Annotated in this window: 16 protein-coding genes; 7 read left to right on the forward strand and 9 right to left on the reverse strand. The window is 76.7% G+C overall.

The genetic code is table 11. The features are described from left to right. The first annotated feature begins 313 nt into the window (after positions 1–313). From AC07D6_RS03635 to AC07D6_RS03650, 4 genes are all read left to right on the forward strand, one after another. Entirely contained in the window at positions 314–730 is a 417-nt protein-coding gene (locus AC07D6_RS03635; RefSeq protein WP_315881569.1) for a CBS domain-containing protein, read from the forward strand. Between the two features lie 119 nt (positions 731–849). Next, on the forward strand, positions 850–1,869 hold the full coding sequence (locus AC07D6_RS03640; protein WP_479041691.1) for a DUF72 domain-containing protein: 1,020 nt from the start codon (positions 850–852) through the stop codon (positions 1,867–1,869). Then, positions 1,854–1,997: a hypothetical protein gene (locus AC07D6_RS03645; protein ID WP_315881567.1), complete on the forward strand. Its 144-nt coding sequence runs from the start codon at positions 1,854–1,856 to the stop codon at positions 1,995–1,997. The genes AC07D6_RS03640 and AC07D6_RS03645 overlap by 16 nt, the downstream gene beginning before the upstream one ends. A 219-nt stretch (positions 1,998–2,216) precedes the next feature. Continuing rightward, on the forward strand, positions 2,217–3,563 hold the full coding sequence (locus tag AC07D6_RS03650) for a serine hydrolase domain-containing protein (RefSeq protein WP_479041693.1): 1,347 nt from the start codon (positions 2,217–2,219) through the stop codon (positions 3,561–3,563). A gap of 304 nt (positions 3,564–3,867) precedes the next feature. Here the strand turns inward: AC07D6_RS03650 and AC07D6_RS03655 are convergent, their stop codons facing one another. From AC07D6_RS03655 to bdeA, 3 genes are all read right to left on the reverse strand, one after another. Then, positions 3,868–5,166 carry a PucR family transcriptional regulator gene (locus AC07D6_RS03655; protein WP_315878963.1) on the reverse strand — a complete coding sequence of 433 codons (1,299 nt, stop codon included), beginning with the start codon at positions 5,164–5,166 and terminating at the stop codon, positions 3,868–3,870. Positions 5,167–5,251: 85 nt separating this feature from the next. Continuing rightward, on the reverse strand, positions 5,252–8,062 hold the full coding sequence (locus AC07D6_RS03660; protein ID WP_479041695.1) for a helix-turn-helix transcriptional regulator: 2,811 nt from the start codon (positions 8,060–8,062) through the stop codon (positions 5,252–5,254). Between the two features lie 227 nt (positions 8,063–8,289). After that, the gene (bdeA, locus tag AC07D6_RS03665) at positions 8,290–9,189 is read right to left on the reverse strand and encodes a bis(hydroxyethyl) terephthalate hydrolase (protein WP_315878965.1); all 900 of its coding nucleotides are present in this window, start codon (positions 9,187–9,189) and stop codon (positions 8,290–8,292) included. A gap of 250 nt (positions 9,190–9,439) precedes the next feature. Between bdeA and AC07D6_RS03670 the strand changes: the two genes are divergently transcribed. Continuing rightward, entirely contained in the window at positions 9,440–9,718 is a 279-nt protein-coding gene (locus AC07D6_RS03670) for a hypothetical protein (protein ID WP_479041698.1), read from the forward strand. A 255-nt stretch (positions 9,719–9,973) separates the two neighbouring features. Here the strand turns inward: AC07D6_RS03670 and AC07D6_RS03675 are convergent, their stop codons facing one another. The 5 genes from AC07D6_RS03675 to AC07D6_RS03695 all read right to left on the reverse strand — a co-directional run bounded on the left by AC07D6_RS03675 (position 9,974) and on the right by AC07D6_RS03695 (position 17,468). Then, the gene (locus AC07D6_RS03675; protein WP_479041699.1) at positions 9,974–13,057 is read right to left on the reverse strand and encodes a glycoside hydrolase family 3 protein; all 3,084 of its coding nucleotides are present in this window, start codon (positions 13,055–13,057) and stop codon (positions 9,974–9,976) included. A gap of 43 nt (positions 13,058–13,100) precedes the next feature. Beyond that, positions 13,101–14,996, reverse strand: coding sequence for a ricin-type beta-trefoil lectin domain protein (locus AC07D6_RS03680; protein WP_479041701.1), 1,896 nt, complete (start codon positions 14,994–14,996; stop codon positions 13,101–13,103). Positions 14,997–15,349: 353 nt separating this feature from the next. Continuing rightward, complete coding sequence (locus tag AC07D6_RS03685; protein ID WP_315878969.1) at positions 15,350–15,706, reverse strand: hypothetical protein; 357 nt, start codon at positions 15,704–15,706, stop codon at positions 15,350–15,352. Between the two features lie 142 nt (positions 15,707–15,848). Next, entirely contained in the window at positions 15,849–16,631 is a 783-nt protein-coding gene (locus AC07D6_RS03690) for a DUF72 domain-containing protein (RefSeq protein ID WP_315878970.1), read from the reverse strand. Between the two features lie 51 nt (positions 16,632–16,682). After that, a complete protein-coding gene (locus tag AC07D6_RS03695; protein ID WP_479041704.1) occupies positions 16,683–17,468 on the reverse strand; it encodes a LysR family transcriptional regulator substrate-binding protein in 786 nt (261 codons plus the stop codon). A 57-nt stretch (positions 17,469–17,525) separates the two neighbouring features. Here AC07D6_RS03695 and AC07D6_RS03700 point away from each other — a divergent pair, with 57 nt between their 5' ends. After that, positions 17,526–17,921 (forward strand): DUF5997 family protein, encoded by a 396-nt coding sequence (locus AC07D6_RS03700; RefSeq protein ID WP_315878972.1) that lies wholly within the window; start codon positions 17,526–17,528, stop codon positions 17,919–17,921. A 252-nt stretch (positions 17,922–18,173) separates the two neighbouring features. Here AC07D6_RS03700 and fusA read toward each other — a convergent pair whose 3' ends face one another. Next, the gene (fusA, locus tag AC07D6_RS03705; protein WP_479041706.1) at positions 18,174–20,168 is read right to left on the reverse strand and encodes an elongation factor G; all 1,995 of its coding nucleotides are present in this window, start codon (positions 20,166–20,168) and stop codon (positions 18,174–18,176) included. A 554-nt stretch (positions 20,169–20,722) separates the two neighbouring features. Between fusA and AC07D6_RS03710 the strand changes: the two genes are divergently transcribed. After that, a complete protein-coding gene (locus AC07D6_RS03710; protein WP_479041708.1) occupies positions 20,723–22,213 on the forward strand; it encodes a dienelactone hydrolase family protein in 1,491 nt (496 codons plus the stop codon). Positions 22,214–22,524: the final 311 nt, after the last annotated feature.

Genomic DNA, 22,524 nt, shown 5'->3' on the forward strand with positions numbered 1-22,524 from the left:
GCGACCGGGCGGGCGCCGTCGGGTTCGGCACTCTGCGCGCAGGAGGGGCAGGGCCCTCTCCGGGGGCGCCCCGCGGGCCCCCCGACCGGCTGCTCCGTCATGGTCATGCGTCGTCCTCCGTACTCGGGGACGTCCTTGTGCCCGCTCCCCACCGAACCATTCCGACCGGCCGAACGGGTTGCGAATGCCCCCGAACGGGGTTAGCCGGACCGGATCCCGGGGGACCCGTGTTGCGTCAGGGCCCCGCCCACCGGCCACGACGCCGGCGGGCCCGGGGCGCAAGGGCAGAACGCGGAGGAGGGATCGTCGCACCATGACGACGGCACGAGAGATCATGACCGAGGGCGCCGAGTGCATCGGCGAGAACGAGACCGTGCTCGACGCGGCGAAGAAGATGACCGACCTCGGTGTGGGCGCCCTGCCCATCTGCGGGACCGACAACAAGCTCAAGGGCATGCTCACGGACCGTGACATCGTCGTGAAGGTCCTCGGCGCGGGCAAGGACCCGGCCGCGTGCAAGGCCGGCGACCTGGCCCAGGGCGAGGCGGTGACCATCGGGGCGGACGACGACGCGGAGGAGATCCTGCGCACGATGACGCAGCACAAGGTGCGCCGGCTCCCCGTCATCGACGGACACGACCTCGTCGGCATCGTCGCCCAGGCCGACGTCGCCCGGGCGCTTCCCGAACCGAAGGTGGGCGACCTCGTGGAGGCCCTGTCCACCGACTGACGTCCCGTCGGCACCCTGCCGGCCACGGGCCCCGGCCGCCCCGCTCACGCGGCCGGGGCCCGTCCTCGCCCGGGCGTGGGCGAGGACGACGACGCCCCGGGGAGGGGAGGCACAGGCCCATGGGCGCCATCATGATCGGAACGTGCTCGTGGACGGACCCGGCCCTGGTCTCCAGCGGCTGGTACCCGCGCGGGAAGCGGGACGCGGAGGGACGGCTGCGGCACTACGCGGACCGGTTCCCCGTGGTGGAGGTGGACTCCTCGTACTACGGCCTGCCCAGCGCCCGCAACAGCCGGCTCTGGGCCGAGCGCACCCCTGACGGGTTCCGCTTCGACGTGAAGGCGTTCTCACTGCTCACCGGCCACCCCACCCGCCCCGCCGCCGTCCCCGCCGACCTGCGGCCCGCGCTCGCGCGCAACGCCGGGGCGCGCGGCGCGCCCGCCGACCCCGGCCTCCTCGACGAGGTCTGGAACCGCTTCGGCGCCGCCCTCGAACCGCTGCGCGAGGCGGGCCGCATGGGCGCGGTGCTGTTCCAGCTCCCGCCGTGGGCGGCCCCCGGCGCGCGCGCCCGCGCGTTCCTGGAGGAGTGCCGGGAACGGACGGCGGGATGGCGGGTGGCGGTCGAGTTCCGCCACCCCGGCTGGTGGGCGGAGGGCGAGCGGACGCGCACGGCGGCGCTCCTCGGCGACCTGGACCTGGCCTCCGTCGCCGTCGACACGGCCCCCGGCCTGGCGGGCTCGCTGACGCCCGACGTCCCCGTCACCGCCCCCGCCCTCTCCGTCGTACGGTTCCACGGCCGCAGCCCGGCCTGGGGGACCGGTACGAAGGAGGACCGCTTCCGCCACACCTACACGACGGACGAACTGCGCGAGTGGGCGCCCCGCGTGCGCGCGTTCGCCGACCGCGCCGCCGAGGTCCACGTCCTGTTCAACAACTGCTGCGGGGACGCCGCCGTACGCGCCGCCGAGGCCATGCGCGGCGTCCTCGACGACGGGGCCGCGGAGGAACCGCCCCGAACCGGCACACATGGCGACGGCCCGGCGGGGCAGACGCGTTCCCATACGAACGGCCCGGACCGGCGCGACGCGCCGTCCGCGACCGGAACCGGCACACAGGAGGTGTCATGTCGCAACTGCTGAGGCGCATCAAGAGGTTCAGCCGCAGTCCGCAGGGCCGCCGTCTCGTCCGGACGGCCCGGCGCGCCGCCATGGACCCCCGTCGGCGCACGCGCGGCCGCGGGCTCCTCGGCCGGGTGCGCCGCCACTGACGGCGCGCCCGCCCGGCACCACGCCGCGGCCCCCGGACGGTCGACCACCGCCGGGGGCCGCGGCGCGTCCGCGCCCGGACGCGGTCCTCCGCCTGACAAATGTCACGGCTTCCCGTGCGCGACCTCCTCCTCCGGGAGGAGACGAGGGCCGGCGCGACACCGTGAGGATGGGTGCGGGGCGCGGACCGGCGCCCCGCACCGACCCTCGCAGGAGTGCCCATGGACCCCTCGCCGCGCCGCGCCCGCCGCCGGCCGCGCCTCGCCGCCGTCACGTCGAGCGCCGCCCTGCTGTTACTCGCCGCCGGCACGCTGCCCGCGCAGGCGGCCCCCGCGGCGCCCCCGGCGGCCGTCGCCGAGCGCCACGGCCGCGGTCTCGACCGGGAGGCGCTGCGCGCCTCGCTCGACGCCCTCCACCAGGCCGGCATGTACGGCGCGTACTCCGCCGTCCGTGACGGCGCGTCACACTGGCGCGGTGCCGCCGGACACGCCGACATCGACACGAAGCGCCCGGTGCGGCCCGGCTTCCAGCACCGCGTCGGCAGCATCACCAAGACCTTCACCGCCGTCGCCGTCCTCCAACAGGTCCACGAGGGCCGCGTCGACCTCGACGCGCCCATCGGCCGCTACCTGCCCGACCTCGTTCCCGGCGAGCGGGGCCGCCTCATCACGGTCCGGATGCTGCTCAACCACACGAGCGGCCTCGGCGACCACGTGGCCGCCGCGTTCCCCGGCCTCCAGACGGACCCCGGCAAGGCCCTCGACGACGGCCGCTTCCGCCACTTCGCGCCCGAGGAGCTCGTCCGCCTCGGGCTCGCCGCGCCCTCGCCCGTACCACGGGGCACGTACGGCTACTCCAACACCAACTACGTCATAGCCGGGCTGCTGCTCCGCGAGGTCACCGGCCAGGAGCCGGAGGAGTACATCACCCGCCACGTCATCCGCGAGGCCGGGCTGCGCCACACGTACTTCCCCCGCACGCCCCGCCTGACCGGGCCGCACTCCAGGATGTACGAGTCGATGTACGGCACCATCGACCCCGCCCGCGACTACAGCGTCTACGACATGTCCTGGGCCGGTCCGGCCGGCTCCCTCGTCTCCACCATGGACGACCTCAACTCCTTCTACCGGCAGCTCCTGACCGGCCGGATCCTCGGCCCCGCCGAGCTGCGCGAGATGAAGACCACCGTCCCCGCGTACGAGGCGCCGCCCGGCCAGGAGGTCGGCATGCACTACGGCCTCGGCCTGTACACGATGAAGCTGTCCGACGGCCGCTGGTACTGGGGCCACGACGGCGCGGTCTTCGGCGCCGGCACGGTGGCGCTGTCCACGGAGGACGGCCGCCGGCAGGTCGCGATCGGCATCAACCTGATGAAGTACCAGCGCGTCGGCGACGACGGCCTCCCGCAGCCCCACCCGATCGACGAGGCGATGCTCCGCCACGTCGAGGGCGCCCTCGCGGGCACCCCGCGCGCGGCCTCCGCCCGCACGGCGGCGCCGGTGCTCGACGCGCTGCCCACGGCGGCCGCGCCGCGGCCGCTCACCGCGCCGGACCTCCTGCGGCGGTGAGGCCGGCGCGGCCCCGGGGCGCCCCGGGAGCGGACCGCCGCGCGGGCACGAGGAGCCGTACCGGCGCCGGGACGGCCGGTGGTTGCGGCCGGTGGCGGGGCGGCCGGTAGGGGGGACGGCCGGTGGCGGTGCGGTCGCGTCCGCCGGGCCGCCCGCCGCCGCGCCCCCGGAGCGCCGCCGACCGTCCGCGCCGGTACGGCCGGCCCCGCCTCCCGGGCGGTGGCCCCGCGCGCCGCGCCGGTGCGGGCGGACCGCCTCGGCGGGGCCGGGTGCGACGGCCGCCCCGGCCGGACCCCGCGGCGCCCTACGGGTGCCGGTGGGGGAGGAGGCGCCGGGCGCTGAGCGCCAGTGCCAGCTCCACCAGGTCGGCGGGGCGGCCCAGGGAGCGGCCGGTCAACTGCTCGCAGCGGCGCAGGCGGTTGAGGACCGTGTTGCGGTGGCAGTACAGGCGGGCACCGGCGCGGCGCGCCGAACCGTCGCACTCCAGCCAGACGGCCAGCGTGTCCAGGAGCAGATCGCGGTCGGCGGGGTCGAGGCGCAGCAGCGGGCCGAGCACCCGCTCGACGAGGGCCGCGCCCAGACCCGGCGAGGAGACGACGAGGGCGGCGGGCAGGTGGTCGTCGAGCAGGACGGTCCCGCCGTCCTCGGGGCAGATGCGCAGCGCGGTGTCCGCCAGCCGCCGCGCCTCCCCCACCGCGGCCAGGCCCTCCACCACCGCCCCCACCCCGACGCGGGTGCCGGGGGCGGCGCCCAGCCGCCGGGCGAGCGCGGCCAGGGCGCCGCGGCCGTCGCCGTCGTCCTCCTCGACGAGGACGATGCCGTACTCGGCCTCCGCCCCGACGTGCCAGTGCACCCGCGGGCCCGCCGTCGCGCCCGCCTCCGCCGGCCCGACCGCGCAGGCGGCCGGGTGCCCGCCGGACGCGACGGCGACGACCGCGTACCGGCCCCGCTCCGGCAGCCCCAGCACGGCCGCCGCCTCCGGCAGGTCCGCGATCCGGGTCGCGCCGTCGAGGAGCGCGCCGGCGGCCAGCCGCAGCCGGTTCTCGCGCCGCCACGTCAACTGCCGCTCCACCTGACGGTACGCGTCGGCGACCAGCGTGCAGTGCTCGTCGACGAAGTTCCACACGTCACCGGCCACGTGCACCAGCAGCCGCACGTCGTCGGGCGCGCGGCGCGACGTCTCCTCGACCAGCGCCTCCCAGACGAGCGACCCGCCCAACCGGAACGCGTGCAGCAGGGCGTCCAGCGGCATCCCCTCCTCGGCGCGCGCGGCCCCGATCCGCCACGAGGAGCGGCGCGCCGCCTCCCGCGCGGCCCGCGGGTCGAGCAGCGAGGCGATGCCGTGCCGCAGCGCGCGGTGGGCCTCCTGCCACGTGTGGCCCGGATCGCCCTCCACCGCCGCCCGGTACGCCGGTTCCCTCTCCCGCAGGACGGCGACCAGGTGGTCGGTGAGGTCCGGCAGGTCGTCCAGGAGGGCGCGGGCCGCCCGGTGCAGCACCGCGAGGGCGGCCCCGCCGTCCGTGGCGCGCCCCGCCGCGAGGGCCCGCGCGGGGCGCGGCTCCCGCGGCGGTGCCGGAACGTGCGGTCGTACGGCGTTGCGCATCGTGTCCCTCCCCGAGGTCGGTCGGTTCGGGGGCCGGCGGCGCCCCTGCTGCCCCAGGAAGAATGGCATACCGTCCGGTCGGTCCCTAGGGGTGTGCACGGGTCGGTTCCCCGGGCTCGGCGGGCTCCGCCGGGTGCGCCCGGTCGACGAGGCGGGCCAGGTCCACCCGCGACCGGACGCCCAGCACGGCGAAGACGTTGCGCAGGTGGTGGTCGACCGTGCGCGGGCTGAGCGACAGGCGCACCGCCACCTCGCGGTTGGTGGCGCCCTCGGCCACCAGCCGGGCGATGCGCAGTTGCTGGGCCGTCAGCCGCGACAGGCCGCCCTCGGGCCGGCTGCGCGGGGCGCTGCCCGCCGCCCGCAGCTCGCTGTCGGCCTGCTCCGCCCAGCCCCGGGCCCCGCACTGCTCGAAGGCGACCAGCGCCTCCCGCAGCCGGTCCCCGGCCTCGCGCGGACGGCGCTGCCGCCGCAGCCACTTCCCGTACAGCAGCAGCGTCCTGGCCCGCTCGAACTCGCCGCTCGCCAGATCGTGGCGGTGCAGCGCCCGCTCGTACCAGCCGCCCGCCTCCGCCGGGTCCAGCAGCGCCCGGCACCGCGCCAATTGGGCGGGCGCCTGCGGGTCCGCCCCCAGCGACGCCCACACGGCGAACTCCTCGACGGCCGTGCGGGCCGCGTCGGGCTGGCCGGCGAGCGCCATCGCCTCCACGTAGCAGGGCAGCGCCAGGATGCGCACCGCGAAGTGCCCGCCCCTCGCCCCCGACCGGACGACCGGGCGGAGCCGGGCGGCGGCCTCCGGGACGCGGCCGCGGCACAGGTCCGTCCGCGCCGACGCCCACTGCGCCAGCGCGGCCGCCTGCGCCAGCCCGTGGCGCCGCGCGGTGTCCAGGGCGCCCGCGGCGTGCGCGGCGACCCCCGGCTCGTCGCCCTCGACCGACAGGGCCAGCGCCAGTACGGCGTGGAGGTGCGCGGCGACGTTGCGCTGCCCGGAGCGGAGCGCGGCCCGCAGCCCCTCCTCGGCGTGGGCGCGGGCCCGCGCGTGCTCGCCCGTCCGCAGCTCGGCGTAGGCCAGGTACTCCAGCGCCCGCGGCACCGACGCGGCCGAACCCGCCGCCCGGGCCGCGGCGAGCGCCCGCGCGCTCACCCGGCAGGCCGCGGCCACGTCCCCGATGAGCAGCGCAGCGGCCCCGGCCCGCAGCAGGAGCGCCGGATCGGCGTCACCGGACCCGGCCCGCTCGACGGTCCGCCGCAGGGGGCCCCGGGCCAGGTCCAGCCGCCCGCGGAGCGCGGCCCGCAGCCCGGCCAGGTACTCCTCCCCGCTGCCCGCCCGGTGCGCCGGGGACGCCGCGGCCCCGCCCTCCGCCGCGGCCTCCAGGAACGCCAGGCACGCCGCCACGTCACCGGCCACCCAGGCGGCGTCCGCCGCGGCCAGGCGGGCCGCCGTGGCGTGCCCGGGGTCGTACGGGGCGAGCAGCGCCGCGGCGGCGCGCAGGGCCTCGTGGGCGTCGACCACGGGACCGTCGTCCAACGTCAGGACCCCGTCGAGCAGTTCGACCCGGCCCCGCACCGCGTCGTGCCCGCCCGCCGCCCGCGCCGCCGCCAGCAGCTCCCGCGCCCGCCGCGGCGCGCCCGCCAGCCGGGCCTGGTCGGCCGCGGCCGTCAGGCGCTCCGCGCGCGCGCCCGCCCCGGCCGTCAGCTCCGCCGCGCGCACCAGCGCCGACGACCGCTCGTGGTGCGGGTGGCGGGCCTCGGCCCGCGTCGCCTCGGCGGCGAGCGCCGCCGCCAGCCGGGGGTCCGGGCCCCGTACGGACAGCGCCGTGTGCGTCAGGCGGGCGAGCGGGTACCGGTCCGCGTCCACCGCCAGGGCGAGCGCCCCGTGCGCCGCCCGCCGCCGGGCGGGCGGCGCCTCCGAGTACACCGCCCTGCGCAGCGCCGCGGTGGCGCAGCCGATGCGGCCCCCCGCCCAGCGGACCAGCCCGGCCGCCTCCGCGGCGGCGAGCGCGGACACCGGCAACCCCCAGTGCCGCGCGGCGTCCTGGACGAGCGCGGCGTCCGCCGTGCCGCCGTCCGGGCCGTCCTCCGACGCGGCGGCGACCAGCAGCAGCGACTCGCGCACCTCTTCCGGGAGCTCCGCCGGGCCGGGGCTCACCACCCGGGTCAGGGCCGCCGCGTCCACCAGCGGACGCGGCAGCGGCGCGCGGCCGGCCAGCTGCGCCGCCGACAGGCGCTCCACGAGGAAGGCGAGGAGCGCGGGGTTCCCCTCCGCCTCCGTCACCAGCTCCTCCCGTACGGACGCGTCGACGGGCCCGGTCGACAGGTCGTCGACCACGGCCGCCGCCGCACCGCGCGACAGCGGCCCGAGGACGACGGACGGCAGCCCCGCGAAGTCCCGGCTCCCCGGGTGCCGCCGCACGGTCGTCACGAGCACCGCCACCGGCCCCGTCCGCCGGGCGTCCCGCAGGAGGGCGGCGAGCGACCGCCGGGACGGCTCGTCCCACAGGTGCGCGTCGTCGACGCACAGCAGCAGCGGCCCGGAGGCGGACGCCGCCCGCAGCGAGGCCGCCAGGGAGTCGGCGTCCGGCACGCCGGCCGGGGCGCCGTCCCCGTGCGCGCCGCGCGTCGGCCGGTGGTGGGCCAGGGCTCCGCACAGGGCGCGCAGGCCGCTGCCCGGGGCACGGCTGTCGCCCGGCGTCGCCCCCACCCGCAGGGCCGGGCCCGCGGCGAAGGACGCGACCGCGTGGTCCAGGAGCGCCGTGCGCCCCAGACCGGGGTCGGCGGTCACCACCAGCAGCCCGCCGCCGCCGTGGCGCGGCGCGTCCAGGGCGGCGGCGACGGACCGCAGCTCCACGTCCCGGCCGCGCACCGGGGAAGGTCGTTCGAGGATCGGCTGTACGGTCATCTCCGGGACGGTAATGACACGCGCCCCGCCCGGGAAGGCGTCCGTCCGTCCTTCCACGCGCGGCCACCGCCCGCCGCGCGACCCCTGTGACCTGCGCCGATGCCGCCCGGTTGGGCCGGTGCCCAGAGGGCCGTCCGGGACTTTGTGCCGCTGCCCGGACACGCGAGCGGCGGCCGCGCGCAAGGCGCGGCCGCCGGGGGCGGGGAGGCCCTGCCGGGCCCCGGGGATCAGGACACGTGCGGGCAGTTGCCCCGGTACTCCTCGATGGCGAGGCTGGGCCGCGGCAGCGGGCACAGGAACTGCTCGTAGCGGGTGTCGTTGTCGATGAACCGCTTCAGCCACGAGATGCTGTACTTCGCGATCGTCGTGTTCGAGGTGTTCGGCGTGAAGTGCGTCGCCCCGTTCAGCTCCAGGTAGGCCCGGTCCAGCGACGACGGCAGGTTCTCGTAGAACGGCTCCGCGTGGCTGGACACCGAGGCGATGGTGTCCCCGTCGGCGCCCACGATCAGCGTCGGCGTCCGGAGCTCGGGCCAGGTCTTGTCCAGGTTCCACGGCGTCAGCGGGATGGCCGCCTGGAGGGACGGACGGCTCTTGGCCGCCTCCAGGCTGCCGCCGCCGCCCATGGAGTGGCCCATCACGCCGAGGCGGGTGCTGTCGACGCGGGTCCGCAGGGGGCTGACGCGCGTCAGGTAGTCCAGCGCGGCCAGCAGCTGGTTGCCCCGGCTGTCGGGCTGGTCGACCGTCGTGTTCGTGTCGATGGTGAACACGACGAACCCCTGCGAGGCGAGCCGCGGGCCCAGCCAGGCGATCGACGACTGGGTGGCCGTGAAGCCGGGGGAGATGGCGACGGCGCCGAACGTCCCGTCGCTCGTGGTCGTCGGGTAGTAGATCGTCCCTCCGCCGAAGCCGGTCACCGCCAGCGAGGAGACGGTGGACTCCGAGACGGCGTACGGGCCGCGCACCGCCTCGATGCTGGAGTTGGTCGGCGCGGGGCCGCGCTCGTACGGGTTGTCCGCGGCGTGCGCGCCGGGCGTCGGTCCGAGACCGAGGCCGACGACGACCGCGACCGCCGCGAGGGCGCTGCTCAGCGAACGGGTCTTGCGCTTGGTGTGGGGGTGCTGGTGCACGACAAAGTCGTCCTCTCCGTCGTTGGCGGGACCCCGGTGCGGCGGGCGCGCCGCCGACCGGCGGTGGCGCACCGCTCCGGGGGTGGGTGACCCGCCGGTAGGTGGCCGTGTCACTGTGGCGGCGCGCCGGGGCGCGGGGCATCGGCTATATCACCGGTCTTTGCGGAGCGGCCGGCCCGCCGCGGCGCCGTCGCGCACCGCGGCCCGTCCGGTGGTCGACTGGAAGGGGGAGCGACGAGAGGAGCCGACGATGTACGTCCTTCGCGTCGAGCTCGCGGCCCCCGACTACGCCGCCTGGAAGCGGGCGTTCGACGGCGACCCGCTGGGCCGCGGCGCCGTCGGCGTCCGGCGCTACCGCGTGATGAGGCCGGTCGAGGGGCCCGCCCGGATCATGATCGACCTCGATTTCGGCGACCTGGAGCGGGCCGAGGCCGTGCTGGCGCGGCTGCGCGAGCTGTGGGCCCGCGTGACGGCGGCGGCCGGTCCGGAGGCGGAGATCACCGAGGTCGTCGAGACCGGTCGGCACTGACCGCGCCCGGCCGCGGACGGCGGGGCGCCCCGCGCCCGCCACCGCCCCGCCGCGCCCGCCACCGTCCCGCCGCGCCCGTCCGGGAACGGCGGGGGCCGCGCGGGCGCCGGTGCCCGGCCCCGGCCCGTACGCGCGCGCCGCGGGAAGGCCCGCCCGCGTCCCGCGCCGCGGCCGACGCGCGCCCGGTTGCGGCCCGACGACGGGTCCGGGGTGCCGCCCCGGCAGCGGGCGGCACCCCGGACGGGCGGGACGGGGTCAGGCGGCCCGGTACGCGACCGCCAGCCTGGCCATCGCGGCCGACGGCTTGCCCCGCAGCAGGAGCTGGTCCGCCTCCGCGAAGGGCTTCGCGGACGCCGCCGTGATGTCACCGGCCATCTTCTGCTGGACGATCAGCCGGGCCTTGCCGACCAGTTCCCGCGCCGCCGGGGACGTGCCGCGGCCGGCCGCCTCCAGGGCCCGGGCGCCGGCGGCCAGGGCCTTCAGCGCGGCCTCGCCGCCCCGCACCGGCTTCGCCGGGGTGGTGAGCCCCCAGCCGTAGGGGAACTGCGGGTCGTACACGGCGTCCCCGACGTTCACCGGGAGCTGCGCCTCCGACTTCGGCCACGTCACGGGCAGTTGCCCGGTGAACGGCCGCCTGCCGTACAGGACGTCCGCGACGCCGTCGCCCTCCGTGCCCGGCAGCCACGACGCGACCAGCGCGTCGACGGCGCCGAGCCGGTCCCCGAGGAGCTGCGGGCGCCCGGAGACGACGAGGACCGCGCACCTCATCGCCGCGCACACCGCGTCCACGGCCGCCTCGTCGGCGGGAGACAGCTCCAGGTCGTGGCCGTTGCCGACGTCGCCGACGCCCTCCGCGTACGGGGTCTCGCCGACGACGACCACCCCCACGTCGTGGCCCGCCGTGTTCGCCGACGCGTCCTTGGAGTACGTGATGTCCGCGTCCGGCGCCGCCTTCCGCATGGCCTCCAGGATCGTCGTGCCGGTGGTGATCCGGCCGGAGGAGCCCTGCCAACTGATGGTCCAGCCGCCGGCCTGGTTGCCGAGGTCGTCGGCGTTGGAACCGGCCACGTACACCTTCTGCGACGCCTTCAGCGGCAGCACCCCGCCCTCGTTCTTCAGCAGCACCTGGGACTTGGCGACCGCCTCCCGCGCGACCGCGCGGTGCGCCGGCGAGCCGACCTCCGCGAGGTGCGTCGTGTCGGCGTACGGCTTCTCGAACAGGCCGAGCCGGAACTTCTGCGTCAGGATCCGCGACACGGCGTCGTCGACCCGCGCCCCGCTGATCCGGCCCGCCCTCACCTCCTCCTGGAGGACGCGGGTGAAGTCCTGGTAGTTCGTCGGCACCATGATCATGTCAAGTCCGGCGTTGACCGACGTGCGCACGTCGCTCGGGTAGTCGCCGGGGATCTGGTCGATGGCCTGCCAGTCGCTGATCACGAAGCCCTCGAAGCCCATCCGGCCCTTCAGCACCCCGTTGATCATCGCGGCGTCGGCGTGCATCTTCACCGGGCCCGCGTCGTCCCCGATGACGTCCAGCGACGAGTACGACGGCATCACCGTGCCCGTGCCCCGCTTCACCGCCTCCGCGAACGGCGCCAGGTGCACGGCCTCCAGCTCCTCGCGCGTGACCCGGGTGACGCCCTGGTCGGTCGTGTACGAGCCGGTGGTCGACGAGCCGAAGGCCGTACCGCCGTCGCCGACGAAGTGCTTGGCGCTGGTCAGCACCTTGTCGTCGCGGTCCAGGTCCTCGCCCGAGGCGCGGCCCTGCATGCCGTCGATGACCGTCGCCATGGCGGTGACCAGCGCCGGGTCCTCGCCGAACGACTCGTACGAGCGCCCCCACCGCTCGTCGCGGGTCACGCACAGGCACGGCGCGAAGTCCCACGGGACCCCGGTGGCGCGGACCTCCTTCGCGGTGACCGCCCCGGTGCGCCGGGCCAGCTCCGGGTCGCGGCCGGCGCCGATGCCGATGTTGTGCGGCATGATCGTCGCGCCGACGACGTTGTTGTGGCCGTGCACCGCGTCCACGCCGTAGATCAGCGGGACCTGGAAGCGGGTCGCCCGGGTGCGCAGCTGGTACGCGTCGACCATCCGCGCCCACGCCTCGGGCGTGTTCGGGGTGGGCACCGAGCCGCCGCCGGAGAGCAGCGAGCCGAGCGCGTGCGAGGCGATGTCGCCCTGCGACCTGAGCGCGTTGCGCTCGGCCTGCGTCATCTGCCCGGCCTTCTCGGCGAGCGTCATCCGCGACACGAGGTCCGCGACGCGCCTCTTCACCGGCAGGCGCGCGTCGAGGTACGGCAGTCCGTGCGCGTTCACGACCACCTGCGGGTTCTCGGCGGGCGACTTGGCGCCGGTCACGGTCAGCCGCAGCGGAACCGTTTCGGCGGCCTCCGCCGCGCCGTCGCGCAGGGTCGGCACGTCGACCGTGAGGGACTCCCCGGACGGGGCGCCGGCGGGGAAGGTGACCGTGCCCGAGACCGGGGTGAAGTCCTCGCCGGGCCGGGCGGAGCCGCCCTCGGTGGTGTACGCGACGGTGACCGGCTCGGTCAGCGGCCCCGATCCGGTGGTGGCGACGGAGAGCCTCACGCGGGCGGTGCCGCCCTCGTCCACGGGGTGGACCGCGGCGTCGGCGACGATCCTGGCGGTCAGGGCCGGGTCGGCCTTCCCGTACAGCTCCACGCCGTCGACGGCGAACGCGCCGGGCGACCCGGGCGGCAGCGTGAAGGCGTACCCCCACATCGCGTTCAGGCCGAGGACCTGGTCGATGCCGCCGACCGGCTGGTAGTCGGCGCGGTAGACGAAGTCGGAGAACGGGATCTCGACGAGGCGCCAGCCCTCCCAGTCGTCGGTGAACGACGTCGTCCACAGCTCGGACGTGGCGCCGCTGCTGCCGCCGTCCTTGATCTCGAAGTGGATCCGCCTGCCCGAACCGGGCGGCAGCGGCGCCTCGTTCTGCCCGTACCACCAGAACCGGACGCCCCGGTGGGCGGTCCAGTCGCGCGCCGGGCGGTCGGTGGCGAACTCGTGGCTGAAGCCGCCCCAGCCGCTGATGTCGTAGCGCCCTTCGAGGACCTTGGCGCCCTCGGGCGCGTCGGGGCGCTCCACGAGGGACAGGGCGGGTCGGTCGTCGGTGTCGCTGCCCCAGGTGAAGATCCCGTCGGCGGGCGGGTCGGCGAACGGCACCTCGCCCTCGAACCGGTCCACGGCGACGGGCGCCGGGTCGTCGGCGGCGGTGCTGGGCGGCGCCCCGGCGAGGAGGCCGGCGAGGACGGCCGCGGCCGCGAGGACCGCCGTCCTCGTTCTCCCGCGGCGGGGACGGGGTGGGTGGTGTCCGGGCATGGAGGCTCCTTCGGCGCTCGTCCGGCTCGGGTGGGGAGGGGGCTCAGGCGGCGTTGAAGGTCCACTTCTGGTTGCCGCCGCCCGTGCAGGTCCAGATCTGTGTGCGGGTGGCGTCGGCCGGGGAGTTGTCCCGGACGTCGAGGCACTTGCCGGCCGCCGTGTTGACCAGGTCGTGCGTGGCGGCGTCGTACGCCCAGCGTTGGGCGCCGGTCCCGTTGCACGCGTACAACTGCACCGGGGCCCCGTCCGCGGTGGAGCCGCCCGCCACGTCGAGGCACTTGCCGAGCGCCCGTACGCTGCCGTCCGCCGCGAGCGTCCAGCGCTGCGCGGCCGTGCCGTTGCAGGTGTAGAGCTGCACGGGCGTGGCGTCGGCGGTGGCGCCGCCGGCGACGTCGAGGCACTTGCCGGCCAGGCCGGTGAACGTGCCGCCGGCCGGGCCGCCGCTCGGGGTGCCGGTCCAGGTGAAGGTGGCGGTGGTGCGGGCGGGCAGGGCGTACGTGAAGGACTGGCCGCCCCAGTCGACCCGCACCGACTGGGCGGTGGTGCCGCCGTTGTGGGCGATGAGCGCCTTGGAGCCGTCCGGGTTGCGCCAGGCGACGTTGGGGACCGCGCCGCTGGCGGTGGAGGCGATCCGGTGGGCGCCGGGGCGGACGAACTTGGTGAGGTGGCCGGTCGTGTAGTACTCGACGGTGTAGTCGACCTGGCCGGCGCGCGGGCCGCCCTCCTGCACGGTGATCAGACCGGTGCAGGTGCCACAGCCGCCGTTGTGCGGGCCCATGTTCTGGTTGAGCGCCAGGCTCCACTTGACGAGGCTGCTGCTCCAGTTGCGGGCGTAGGCGATGATGTCGGCGAGGTCCTCGTTGTGCTGGTTGGCGATCCAGGTGCCGCCGGAGTGCTCGGTGCTGAACTGGCGCACCGCCGGGTACCGGTCGTGGACCTGGCTGCCGACCGCCGGGTCGCCGGAGTAGCCGTGCCAGGCGATGCCGCCGAACAGCGGGTCCTCGCGGACGCCCGCGTCGGCGAGGACCGCCGCGCCGAAGCCGGCGTAGTCGCCGTAGTTCCAGTCGTGCACCAGCACCTTGGTGGTGAGCCCGGCCGCGCGGAACGCCGGGTACACGTGGTTCTTGGTGAACTCGACCAGCCCGGACGGGTTCCAGCTCATCCCCGGGTAGTCCATCGCGGTCGGGTTGTCGGCGCGGCAGCAGTTCGGCTCGTTCTGCACCGAGAGGTAGTCGACCTCGATGCCGGCGGCCCGGTAGCTCTGGACGTACTTGACCAGGTACTGGGCGTACGTGGGGTAGTGCTCCCACTTCAGCCAGCCCATCTGGTCCATCCGGCCGTTGTCCTTCATCCAGCCGGGCGCGCTCCACGGCACGCCCTTCACCCGCAGCGCCGGGTTGAGCTGCTTGGCCTGGGCGGTCAGCAGCCGCACGTTCGTGTCGTAGCCGTTGGCGCCGAAGTCGGCCAGGTCGCAGCAGGTGTCGTCGAGCGAGACGTGGCCGGGCCGCGACAGGTCCGACGCGCCGATCGGATTGCGTACGAAGGACAGCCCGATGCCCTCCGTCGGCGAGAACAGCCGGCGCATCACCGCGTCACGCGTCGAGGCGCCGACCGCCCCGCCGCGCAGCAGGTGGGCGGTGGTGTCCGTGAAGGACGCCCCGCCCCCCTCGAACTGCTGGTACCTGGTGTTCTCGTCCACGGTGACGGTGTGGGCGGCCCCGCCGCCGGCCGGACCGAAGGCGATGGGCGCCTGCGGGGCCAGACCGCGGGTGACCACGCGGCCCCCCGCGTCCGACGTGGTCGTCAGCCACACGTCGACCCGCTCGTTCGCGGCCCGCGCCGTGTCGGGGCCGGTGGCGACGAGGGCGCCGGCCGCGAGGACGCAGGCCACCAGTGAGGCCGCGAGGCGGCGCGGTCTTCCGCTCGGGGTGTTGCGCATGGTGCTCCTTCCCGGGGGTGGACGCGCCGCCCGGAGGGGCGCGGTGGGGGTGGGGCGGGCGAAGGGCGGTCGCCGGAGCGGGCGGGGGAGGCCCGTGCGTTCCGTGCGGCCCTCCTTCAACTCCCGAATGCGCTTCACTGCTTAACTCGCGGCTTGATTTAAGAGGCGTGGCGTAGTGGCCGTCAAGAGATCGCACACGGGCGGCCCACGGGCCGCCCGCGTCCCCGGAAGTCCGGGGAGCCGGACGGAGCACCTCGGCCGCGTTCGACTCCTGGAGCCCGGAGCGGCCCCGGGCCGTGCCGAACGCGGCCTTCCCGGCGCGTCCCGGCGATCCGGAGCGGACGGCGCCGGCGTCACCGCTCCCGGTGGGGGCCGGCCTGCTTCAGACGGGCCTCCATCAGCTCGGTCTCGTACTGGTCGAGGACCTCCTGCACCGTGCGCCCCGTCTGCGCGGCGACGTCCTTGATGGCCGCCGTCGCCCAGTTCGACAGGGACAGCGCGAACGCCATCAGCCCGTCGTCGCCCCGCCGGCGCCGCACCCCGAGGAGGTACGCCAGGTTCAGGTACGGCACGAGCTCCGGCGGATCGGCCGGAGCGCTGTGCCGCAGCATGCCGATCGTGGTCCGCGTCGCCTCCTCCCGCAGCGGAAGGAGACGTTCGCGCTCCACCTCCACCTCGGCGACGACGCGCCGCCGATCTTCCTTGTCCACGGAGTCCTCCCGGTAGCCGACGGCTCTCGCCCAGCACGGTACGAGCCGGGGTCCGCCGCGCGGGCCGCCTTCCGGGGATCCGGCTCGATCCGGGCGCCCCTTCCCCCGGCGCCGCCTCCCAGTCGGTAGGATGCGCCGCCCCCTACCCGGCCCCCGGGGCGGGCGGCAGGCGCGGCGGGGTGCGCGTGACGGCCAGCCCGGCCGCCCGCGCCGCACCGGCGAAGACCACGGCGTCGGCGGGGGCCGCGGCGTTCGGGTCGTTGTTGAAGTAGGCGTACACGTCCCGGTCGTCCGCCCAGGTGTCGGCGACGCGCCGCGCCCACGTCTCCAGGGAGCGCCGCCCGTAGCGCGGCCACGCCCGTGCCCGCCCGGCGTGGAAGCGCACGTAGCCCCAGTCCGCCGTCCGCCACAGCGGGGTCACCGGGCGGGCCCGCACGTCCGCCCAGCACAGCGCGGCGCCCCGCGCCTCCAGCACGCCCCGCACCCCGTCCGTCCACCACGAGGCGTGGCGCGGCTCCACCGCGACCCGGACGCCCGCGGGGAAGGCGCCGAGGCACGCGTCGAGGAGGCCGGGGTCGGCCCGCAGCGTCGGCGGGAGCTGGAGCAGCACGGGCCCGAGCCGGTCGCCGAGCCCGGCGGCGCGTCCCGTCAGCCGCCGCACCGGCTCCTTCGGGTCCCGCAGCCGCTTGACGTGCGTCAGGAAGCGGCTGGCCTTGACGGCGACGACGAAGTCCGACGGGGTGCGCTCCCGCCACGCCTCGAACGTCCCGTACGACGGAAGCCGGTAGAACGCGTTGTTGACCTCGACGGTGGCGAAGGCCGCCGCGTACTCCTCCAGCCACAGCCGCTGCGGCGTCCCCGCCCCGTACAGGACGCCGCGCCAGTCCGCGTACTGCCATCCCGACGTGCCGACGAAGAGCACCATGCGTCCATCACACCACGCGAACCGGACATGTCGACCGGTGGGGGAGGAGGGTCAGGAGCGGCGGCGCGGTTTGCCGCGCCGGGCGCCCTGCGGCGCACCGGCACCGCGCCGCGCACCCCTGCCGGCCTGCTGCTTGCCCCCACCGCTGCCGCCGCCGCGCCGCTCGCCGCCGCCCGTTCCCGCCCCGGCGCGCTTCGCCTTCGGCTCCTGCGCGCCGGCGGCCGGGCGGCGGCCGCGCGTGCTGTTCACCGTCCGCCCGCGGACGATCCCGATGAAGTCCTCCACCCGGTCCGTGGTCCGCTCCTCCGGCCACGACAGCGCCACCCGCGACTGCGGGACGCCCGTGACCGGCCGGTACGTGAGGTCCCTGCGGTGGTGCAGCCGGGCCAGCGACTGCGGGACGACCAGCAGCCCCACGCCCGCCGCGACCAGCTCCACGGCGTCCGCCGTCGTCGCGGGGCGCTCGAACGCGGGCCGCCCCGGGGGGCGCTCCCAGTCGAGGGTGTCGTCGAGCGGGTGGAACACGATCTCGTCGGCGAGGTCGTCGGCGGACACCTCCTCGACGGCGCTGACGACGTGGTCCTTGGGGACCACGACCACCGTCGTCTCGGTGTACAGCGGGATGGCGCTGAGGTCCGTCCGGTCGACCGGGAGCCGGACGAACCCGGCGTCCGCCTCCCCGCGGCGCAGCACGTCCGGCGCCTCGGCGGCGGACACCGCGACGAGGTCCAGCGGCACGTCCGGCAGCCGCTCCTGCCAGATCCGCACCCACTTCGCGGGTGTCACACCCGGGACGTACGCGAGCCTGAACGGGGAGGGAGCTTCCGAGCCTGTCACCGGGCCAGGCTACCGGGCGTGGTCGGGAGCCGCGCACATGCTCGATATCCTGGACGTATGACGTCGCACCGCACCACCCAGACGATGAAGCCCGCGACCGCGGCGAAGAAGCTGGGTGTCTACCTCGAGGCCACCCCCGCAGAGTTCCAGGAGGGTGTTGTCTCGCGCGACGAGCTGAACGCCCTGCAGACCGACCCGCCCGAGTGGCTGCGGGAGCTGCGGCGCAACGGCCCGCACCCCCGCCCCGTGGTCGCGGCCCGGCTCGGCGTCTCCATCTCGGGCCTGGCCCGCGGCGGGGTCACCGAGGCGCTCACCACCGACCAGATCGAGGCGCTGAGGGCCGAGAACCCCGAGTGGCTGCGCAAGGAGCAGGCCACGCAGGCGGAGGTCCGCAAGGAAGCCGCGCGGATCAAGGAGAAGCGCGCCGAGAAGGACGGCGCCCCGCGCGCCTGACACCCGCCCCGCCCGTGTCCGGCGGGGAAAGCACGAACCCGGCCCGGCCGTCCCGCACGGGGGAGGCCGGGCCGCTCCGCGCGCCGGCCGGCACCGGCGGGGCCCCGGCCGCCCCCCGATCCTCCGGAGCGCACCGGGGCCCGGCTCCGGCAGCCACCGGCCGCGCGCCTTCCCGACACCCGGATGCCCCTCCGGAGCGCCCCGGGACCCCGCCCGCGGGCGGGGCCGGGCGGGCTCACCGGACCGGGCGGGCTACCGGGCCGGGGGACGGTCCGGCACGGTAGCCGGCACGGGGGCGTAGCCCGAGGGCCGGGCGGTGAAGGTGCCCCGGCCCTGCGTGCGGCCGCGCAGCCGGGTCGCGTAGCCGAACAGCTCGGCGAGCGGCACCGTCGCCGCCACCACCGTCGTCCCGGCCCGCGCCGTGGAGCCGGTGACCCGGCCGCGCCGCGCCGCCAGGTCGCCGAGCACCCCGCCCACCGCGTCGTCGGGCACCGTCACCGCGACCTCCGCCACCGGTTCCAGCAGCACCGGCCCGGCGGAGCGCAGCGCCTCGCGGAGCCCGAAGCGGCCGGCCGCGCGGAACGCCGCCTCCGAGGAGTCCTTGGAGTGCGTCGCCCCGTCCGTCAGCGTGACCCGCAGCCCGGTCACCGGGTGGCCGCCGAGCGGGCCCTCCGCCAGCGCGTCCCGGCAGCCCGCCTCCACCGCGCGGACGAACTCCTGCGGCACCCGGCCCCCGGTGACCACCGACCGGAACACGAACTCCCCGCCCGTCCCGGGCACCACCTCCAGCGGCTCCACGTCCAGCACGACGTGCGCGAACCGGCCGGCGCCGCCGTCCTGTTTGACGTGCCGGTACACCAGCCCCGACACGGCCCGCGCGATCGTCTCCCGGTACGACACGCGGGGCCGGCCCACGACGACCTCCAGCCCGTGGGCGCGGCGGACCTTCTCCACCGCGACCTCCAGGTGCAGTTCGCCCATGCCGGACAGCACGGTCTGTCCGGTCTCCGGATCGTTCCGCACGACCAGCGAAGGATCCTCCTCGGCCAGCCGCGCCAGCGCCACCACCAGCCGTTCCGCGTCCGGCGCCCGCCGGGCCTCCACCGCGACGGACACCACCGGCTCGGCCGCGCCGGGCGGTTCGAGCACCAGCGGGGCCCCCGGCGCGCACAGCGTCGTCCCCGCGCGCGCCGACTTCGGCCCGACCACGGCGACGATGTCACCGGCGAGGGCCTCCTCCGTCTCCGCGTGCCGGTCCGCCCGCACCCGCAGGATCCGGCCGATCCGCTCGGTGCGCCGCGCGCCCGCGTCCAACACGGAGTCCCCCTTCCGCAACGTGCCCGAGTAGACGCGCAAGTACGTCAGCCGGCCCGTCGCCGTCGACTGCACCTTGAACACCAGCGCCGCGAACGGCGCCGCCGGGTCGGCGGCCCGCTCCTCCACCGCGCCGCCCAGCGCGCCCCGTACCGGCGGCACGTCCAGCGGCGACGGCAGGTACGCCACCACGGCCTCGAGGAGCGGCTCGACGCCCCGGTCGCGGTAGGCCGCGCCGCACAGCACCACGACGCCCTCACCGCCGAGGGTCAGGTCGCGCAGCGCCGCCGCCAGCGTGTCCGTGGAGAGCGCCGACTCCGCGCAGAACTCCTCCAGCGCGGCCGGGTGGAGCTCCGCCACGGCCTCCTCCAGCAGGGCGCGCCGCCGCGCCGCCGCGTCCCGCAGCTCCTCGGGCACGGGGGCCTCCTCGTACCCGTCGCGGCCGTCGGCCCACACGAGGGCCCGCATCCGCAGCAGGTCGACGACGCCGGTGAACCCGTCCTCGCGCCCGATCGGGAGCTGCACCACCAGGGGTACCACGGCGAACCGCTCCCTGAGCGAGGCGACCGCCGCGTCGAGGTCCGCGCCCGCGCGGTCCATCTTGTTGACGAACGCGATGCGGGGCACCCCGTGCCGGTCGGCCTCCCGCCACACGGCCTCGCTCTGCGGCTCCACCCCGGCGACCGCGTCGAACACGGCGACCGCCCCGTCGAGGACGCGCAGGGAGCGGGTCACCTCGTCGGAGAAGTCGACGTGGCCGGGCGTGTCGATGAGGTTGATCCGGTGGCCGTCCCAGACGCAGCTCACGGCCGCGGCGAAGATGGTGATGCCCCGGTCGCGCTCCTGCGGGTCGAAGTCGGTGACGGTCGTCCCGTCGTGGACCTCGCCCCGCTTGTGGACGGCGCCCGTCAGGTACAGGATCCGCTCCGTCACGGTGGTCTTCCCGGCGTCCACGTGGGCGAGGACGCCGAGGTTCCGTACGCGTGGCGGGGGAAGCGGTGGTGCGGTGTCGCGGGTCGGTACGCACGGCCCGTGGCCTTTCTGCCGGGTGGAGCAGTGGGTGGGCGGCGCGATTCCCCGTGCCGGACGCGCCCGGGCACGGCCGGGTGGCCCCCGTGCCCGAACGGCACGCCGGAACGGCCCCGGCACCACGGCCGGGCGGGGGAGGAAGGGGCGACGTCTCGTCACGGGACGGCCGGTGCCGGCCGCGCAGCGGGCACCGGGCCTACGAGGACACCAGGATCACGTCGTACCGCGACCAGGGGGCGGCGACAGCGGTGTGGTCTCGCACGGCCGGGCCCCCTCCACTCGTCGTCCGGTCACTCGTGGCGGCACGCCGCGGCGGTGTGCCGGCGGCGCGCACCGCGAGTGTAGTGAGCGGCCCGGGCCTGCGGCACCGGGTTTTCCGCGCCCCGGTCCTCCTTGAATCTCCCCCTGGGGGAGCTCCTAGCGTGCGGTGCGGCACGAAACAGCGGCAAGGAGGGCTCATGACGGCGTTCGTACTGGTGGGAGAGGTCTTCACCGGCGGGTGGATCTGGGACGAGGTGGTGGACCGGCTGCGGGGGGCGGGCGCCGAGGTGCACGCGGCGACGCTCCCGGCGGACCCCGACGCGGACCTGGACGCCCACGTCCGGCACGTGGTGCGGCTCGTCGACGGGGCCGCCGCCGCGGAGGTCGTCCTCGTCGGGCACGGGTACGGCATCCACCCCGTGCTCGGCGCCGCCGACCTGCGCCCCGGGCGGACCGCCCGGATCGTCCACCTGGACGCGGGCATGCCGCAGGACGGCGATCCGGCGCTGAAGCTGGTCCTCGACGAGGCGGTGCGCGAGCGGCTGCTGCGGCAGGACGCCGGGGACGAACCGGTGGAGCCGCCCGCGACCCCCGGCGCGTGGAGCCGCTGGGGCAGCACCGAGGGCGTCCCCGCCGACGCCCTGGAGCGGCTCACCCGGCTGGCCGTGCCGCAGCCGCCGCGCACCCTCACCGCGCCGCTCCGGCTGACCGGCGCGGCCGGGAAGGTGCCGGTGACCGGGGTCCTGTGCCTCGCCAGCGGGGCGGGCATCGCCACGGTCCAGGCGCTCGTCGAGCTCGGGGACCCCCGGTTCCAGGCGCTCGTCGACCCCCGCGTGACGTTCTTCGAACTCGCCACCGGGCACTGGCCGATGCTGTCGGTGCCCGCGGAGCTCGCGGACGCCCTGCTCGGCGCGGCCGCCGGTGAGGGCCACCGCCTGGCCCCCGCCGGGACCGAACCGCCGTCGCACCTGCGCCCCTTCCTGCTGGACGTACCCGAACGGCCCCGCGAGCGGCACGGCGCCGTCGACCTGTACCTCCCCGACGACGCCGGCCCCGAACGGCCCGCGCCGGCCGTCGTGTTCGTCCACGGCGGCCCCGTGCCCGCCGGAGTGAGCCCGACCCCGCGCGACTGGCCCGCGTTCACCGGTTACGGCCGGTACGTCGCCGGTCTCGGCGCCGTCGGCGTCACCCTCGACCACCGGTTGCACGACATCTCCGACTACGCGCGCGCCGCCGAGGACGTCGCCGACGCCGTCGCCCTCGTACGGGCCGATCCGCGCGTCGACGCCGACCGGGTCGCGTTGTGGTTCTTCTCCGCCGGCGCCCTGCTGTCCGCGGAGTGGCTCGCCGCGCCGCCGCCGTGGCTGCGCTGCGTGGCCGCGACGTACCCGATACTCGTGCCGCTGCCCAACTGGGGGATGTCCGGGTCGCGCTTCCGGCCCGCCGCCGCGGTCCGCACGGCCGGCCGGCTGCCGCTCGTGGTGACCCGCGTGGAGCGGGAGCGGCCCGAGATCGCGGCGACCGTCGAGGAGTTCCTCACCGCCGCGGCCGACTGCGGGGCGGCCGTCGAGGTGGTCGACGTGCCCGGCGCGCACCACGGCTTCGAGACCGTCGACCACACGGACGAGGCCCGCGGAGCCGTGGAGCGGGCCGCGCGCACGGTCCTCGACCACCTGCGGGGCGAGTGAGGCGGGGGGCCGTGCGTCTGCGGGAGCACGGCGGCCCGGCCCTTGGTCCTGGGTGAGTGGGGTGGAGGGCCGTGTGCCTGTGAGGGTATGGCGGCCTGGCTCCTGGTTCCGGGTGAGTGGGGTGGAGGGCCGTATGCCTGTGGGGGTATGGCGGCCCGGTCCCTGTCCCGGGCGACTGAGGTGAAGGGGCGCGCCTGCGCCGAAAGGGAGAGCGCGCGCAGGCCCCGACGAAGGAGGGGCTGAGCACGGTCGACCGTCGGCGCAGGCTTCCGGCGCTCCGGAGCCGAAGGCGCCCCGAAAAAAAGGGGGGA

It is taken from the genome of Streptomyces sp. NPDC045287 (assembly GCF_056432325.1).

Coding starts and splice junctions, on each gene's coding strand:
- AC07D6_RS03680 (WP_479041701.1), bottom strand. CDS start 14,996: ATGCGCAACACCCCGAGCGGAAGACCGCGCCGCCTCGCGGCCTCACTG.
- AC07D6_RS03700 (WP_315878972.1), top strand. CDS start 17,526: ATGACGTCGCACCGCACCACCCAGACGATGAAGCCCGCGACCGCGGCG.
- AC07D6_RS03650 (WP_479041693.1), top strand. CDS start 2,217: ATGGACCCCTCGCCGCGCCGCGCCCGCCGCCGGCCGCGCCTCGCCGCC.
- AC07D6_RS03645 (WP_315881567.1), top strand. CDS start 1,854: ATGTCGCAACTGCTGAGGCGCATCAAGAGGTTCAGCCGCAGTCCGCAG.
- AC07D6_RS03655 (WP_315878963.1), bottom strand. CDS start 5,166: ATGCGCAACGCCGTACGACCGCACGTTCCGGCACCGCCGCGGGAGCCG.
- AC07D6_RS03690 (WP_315878970.1), bottom strand. CDS start 16,631: ATGGTGCTCTTCGTCGGCACGTCGGGATGGCAGTACGCGGACTGGCGC.
- AC07D6_RS03675 (WP_479041699.1), bottom strand. CDS start 13,057: ATGCCCGGACACCACCCACCCCGTCCCCGCCGCGGGAGAACGAGGACG.
- AC07D6_RS03660 (WP_479041695.1), bottom strand. CDS start 8,062: ATGACCGTACAGCCGATCCTCGAACGACCTTCCCCGGTGCGCGGCCGG.
- AC07D6_RS03710 (WP_479041708.1), top strand. CDS start 20,723: ATGACGGCGTTCGTACTGGTGGGAGAGGTCTTCACCGGCGGGTGGATC.
- AC07D6_RS03670 (WP_479041698.1), top strand. CDS start 9,440: ATGTACGTCCTTCGCGTCGAGCTCGCGGCCCCCGACTACGCCGCCTGG.
- AC07D6_RS03640 (WP_479041691.1), top strand. CDS start 850: ATGGGCGCCATCATGATCGGAACGTGCTCGTGGACGGACCCGGCCCTG.
- AC07D6_RS03635 (WP_315881569.1), top strand. CDS start 314: ATGACGACGGCACGAGAGATCATGACCGAGGGCGCCGAGTGCATCGGC.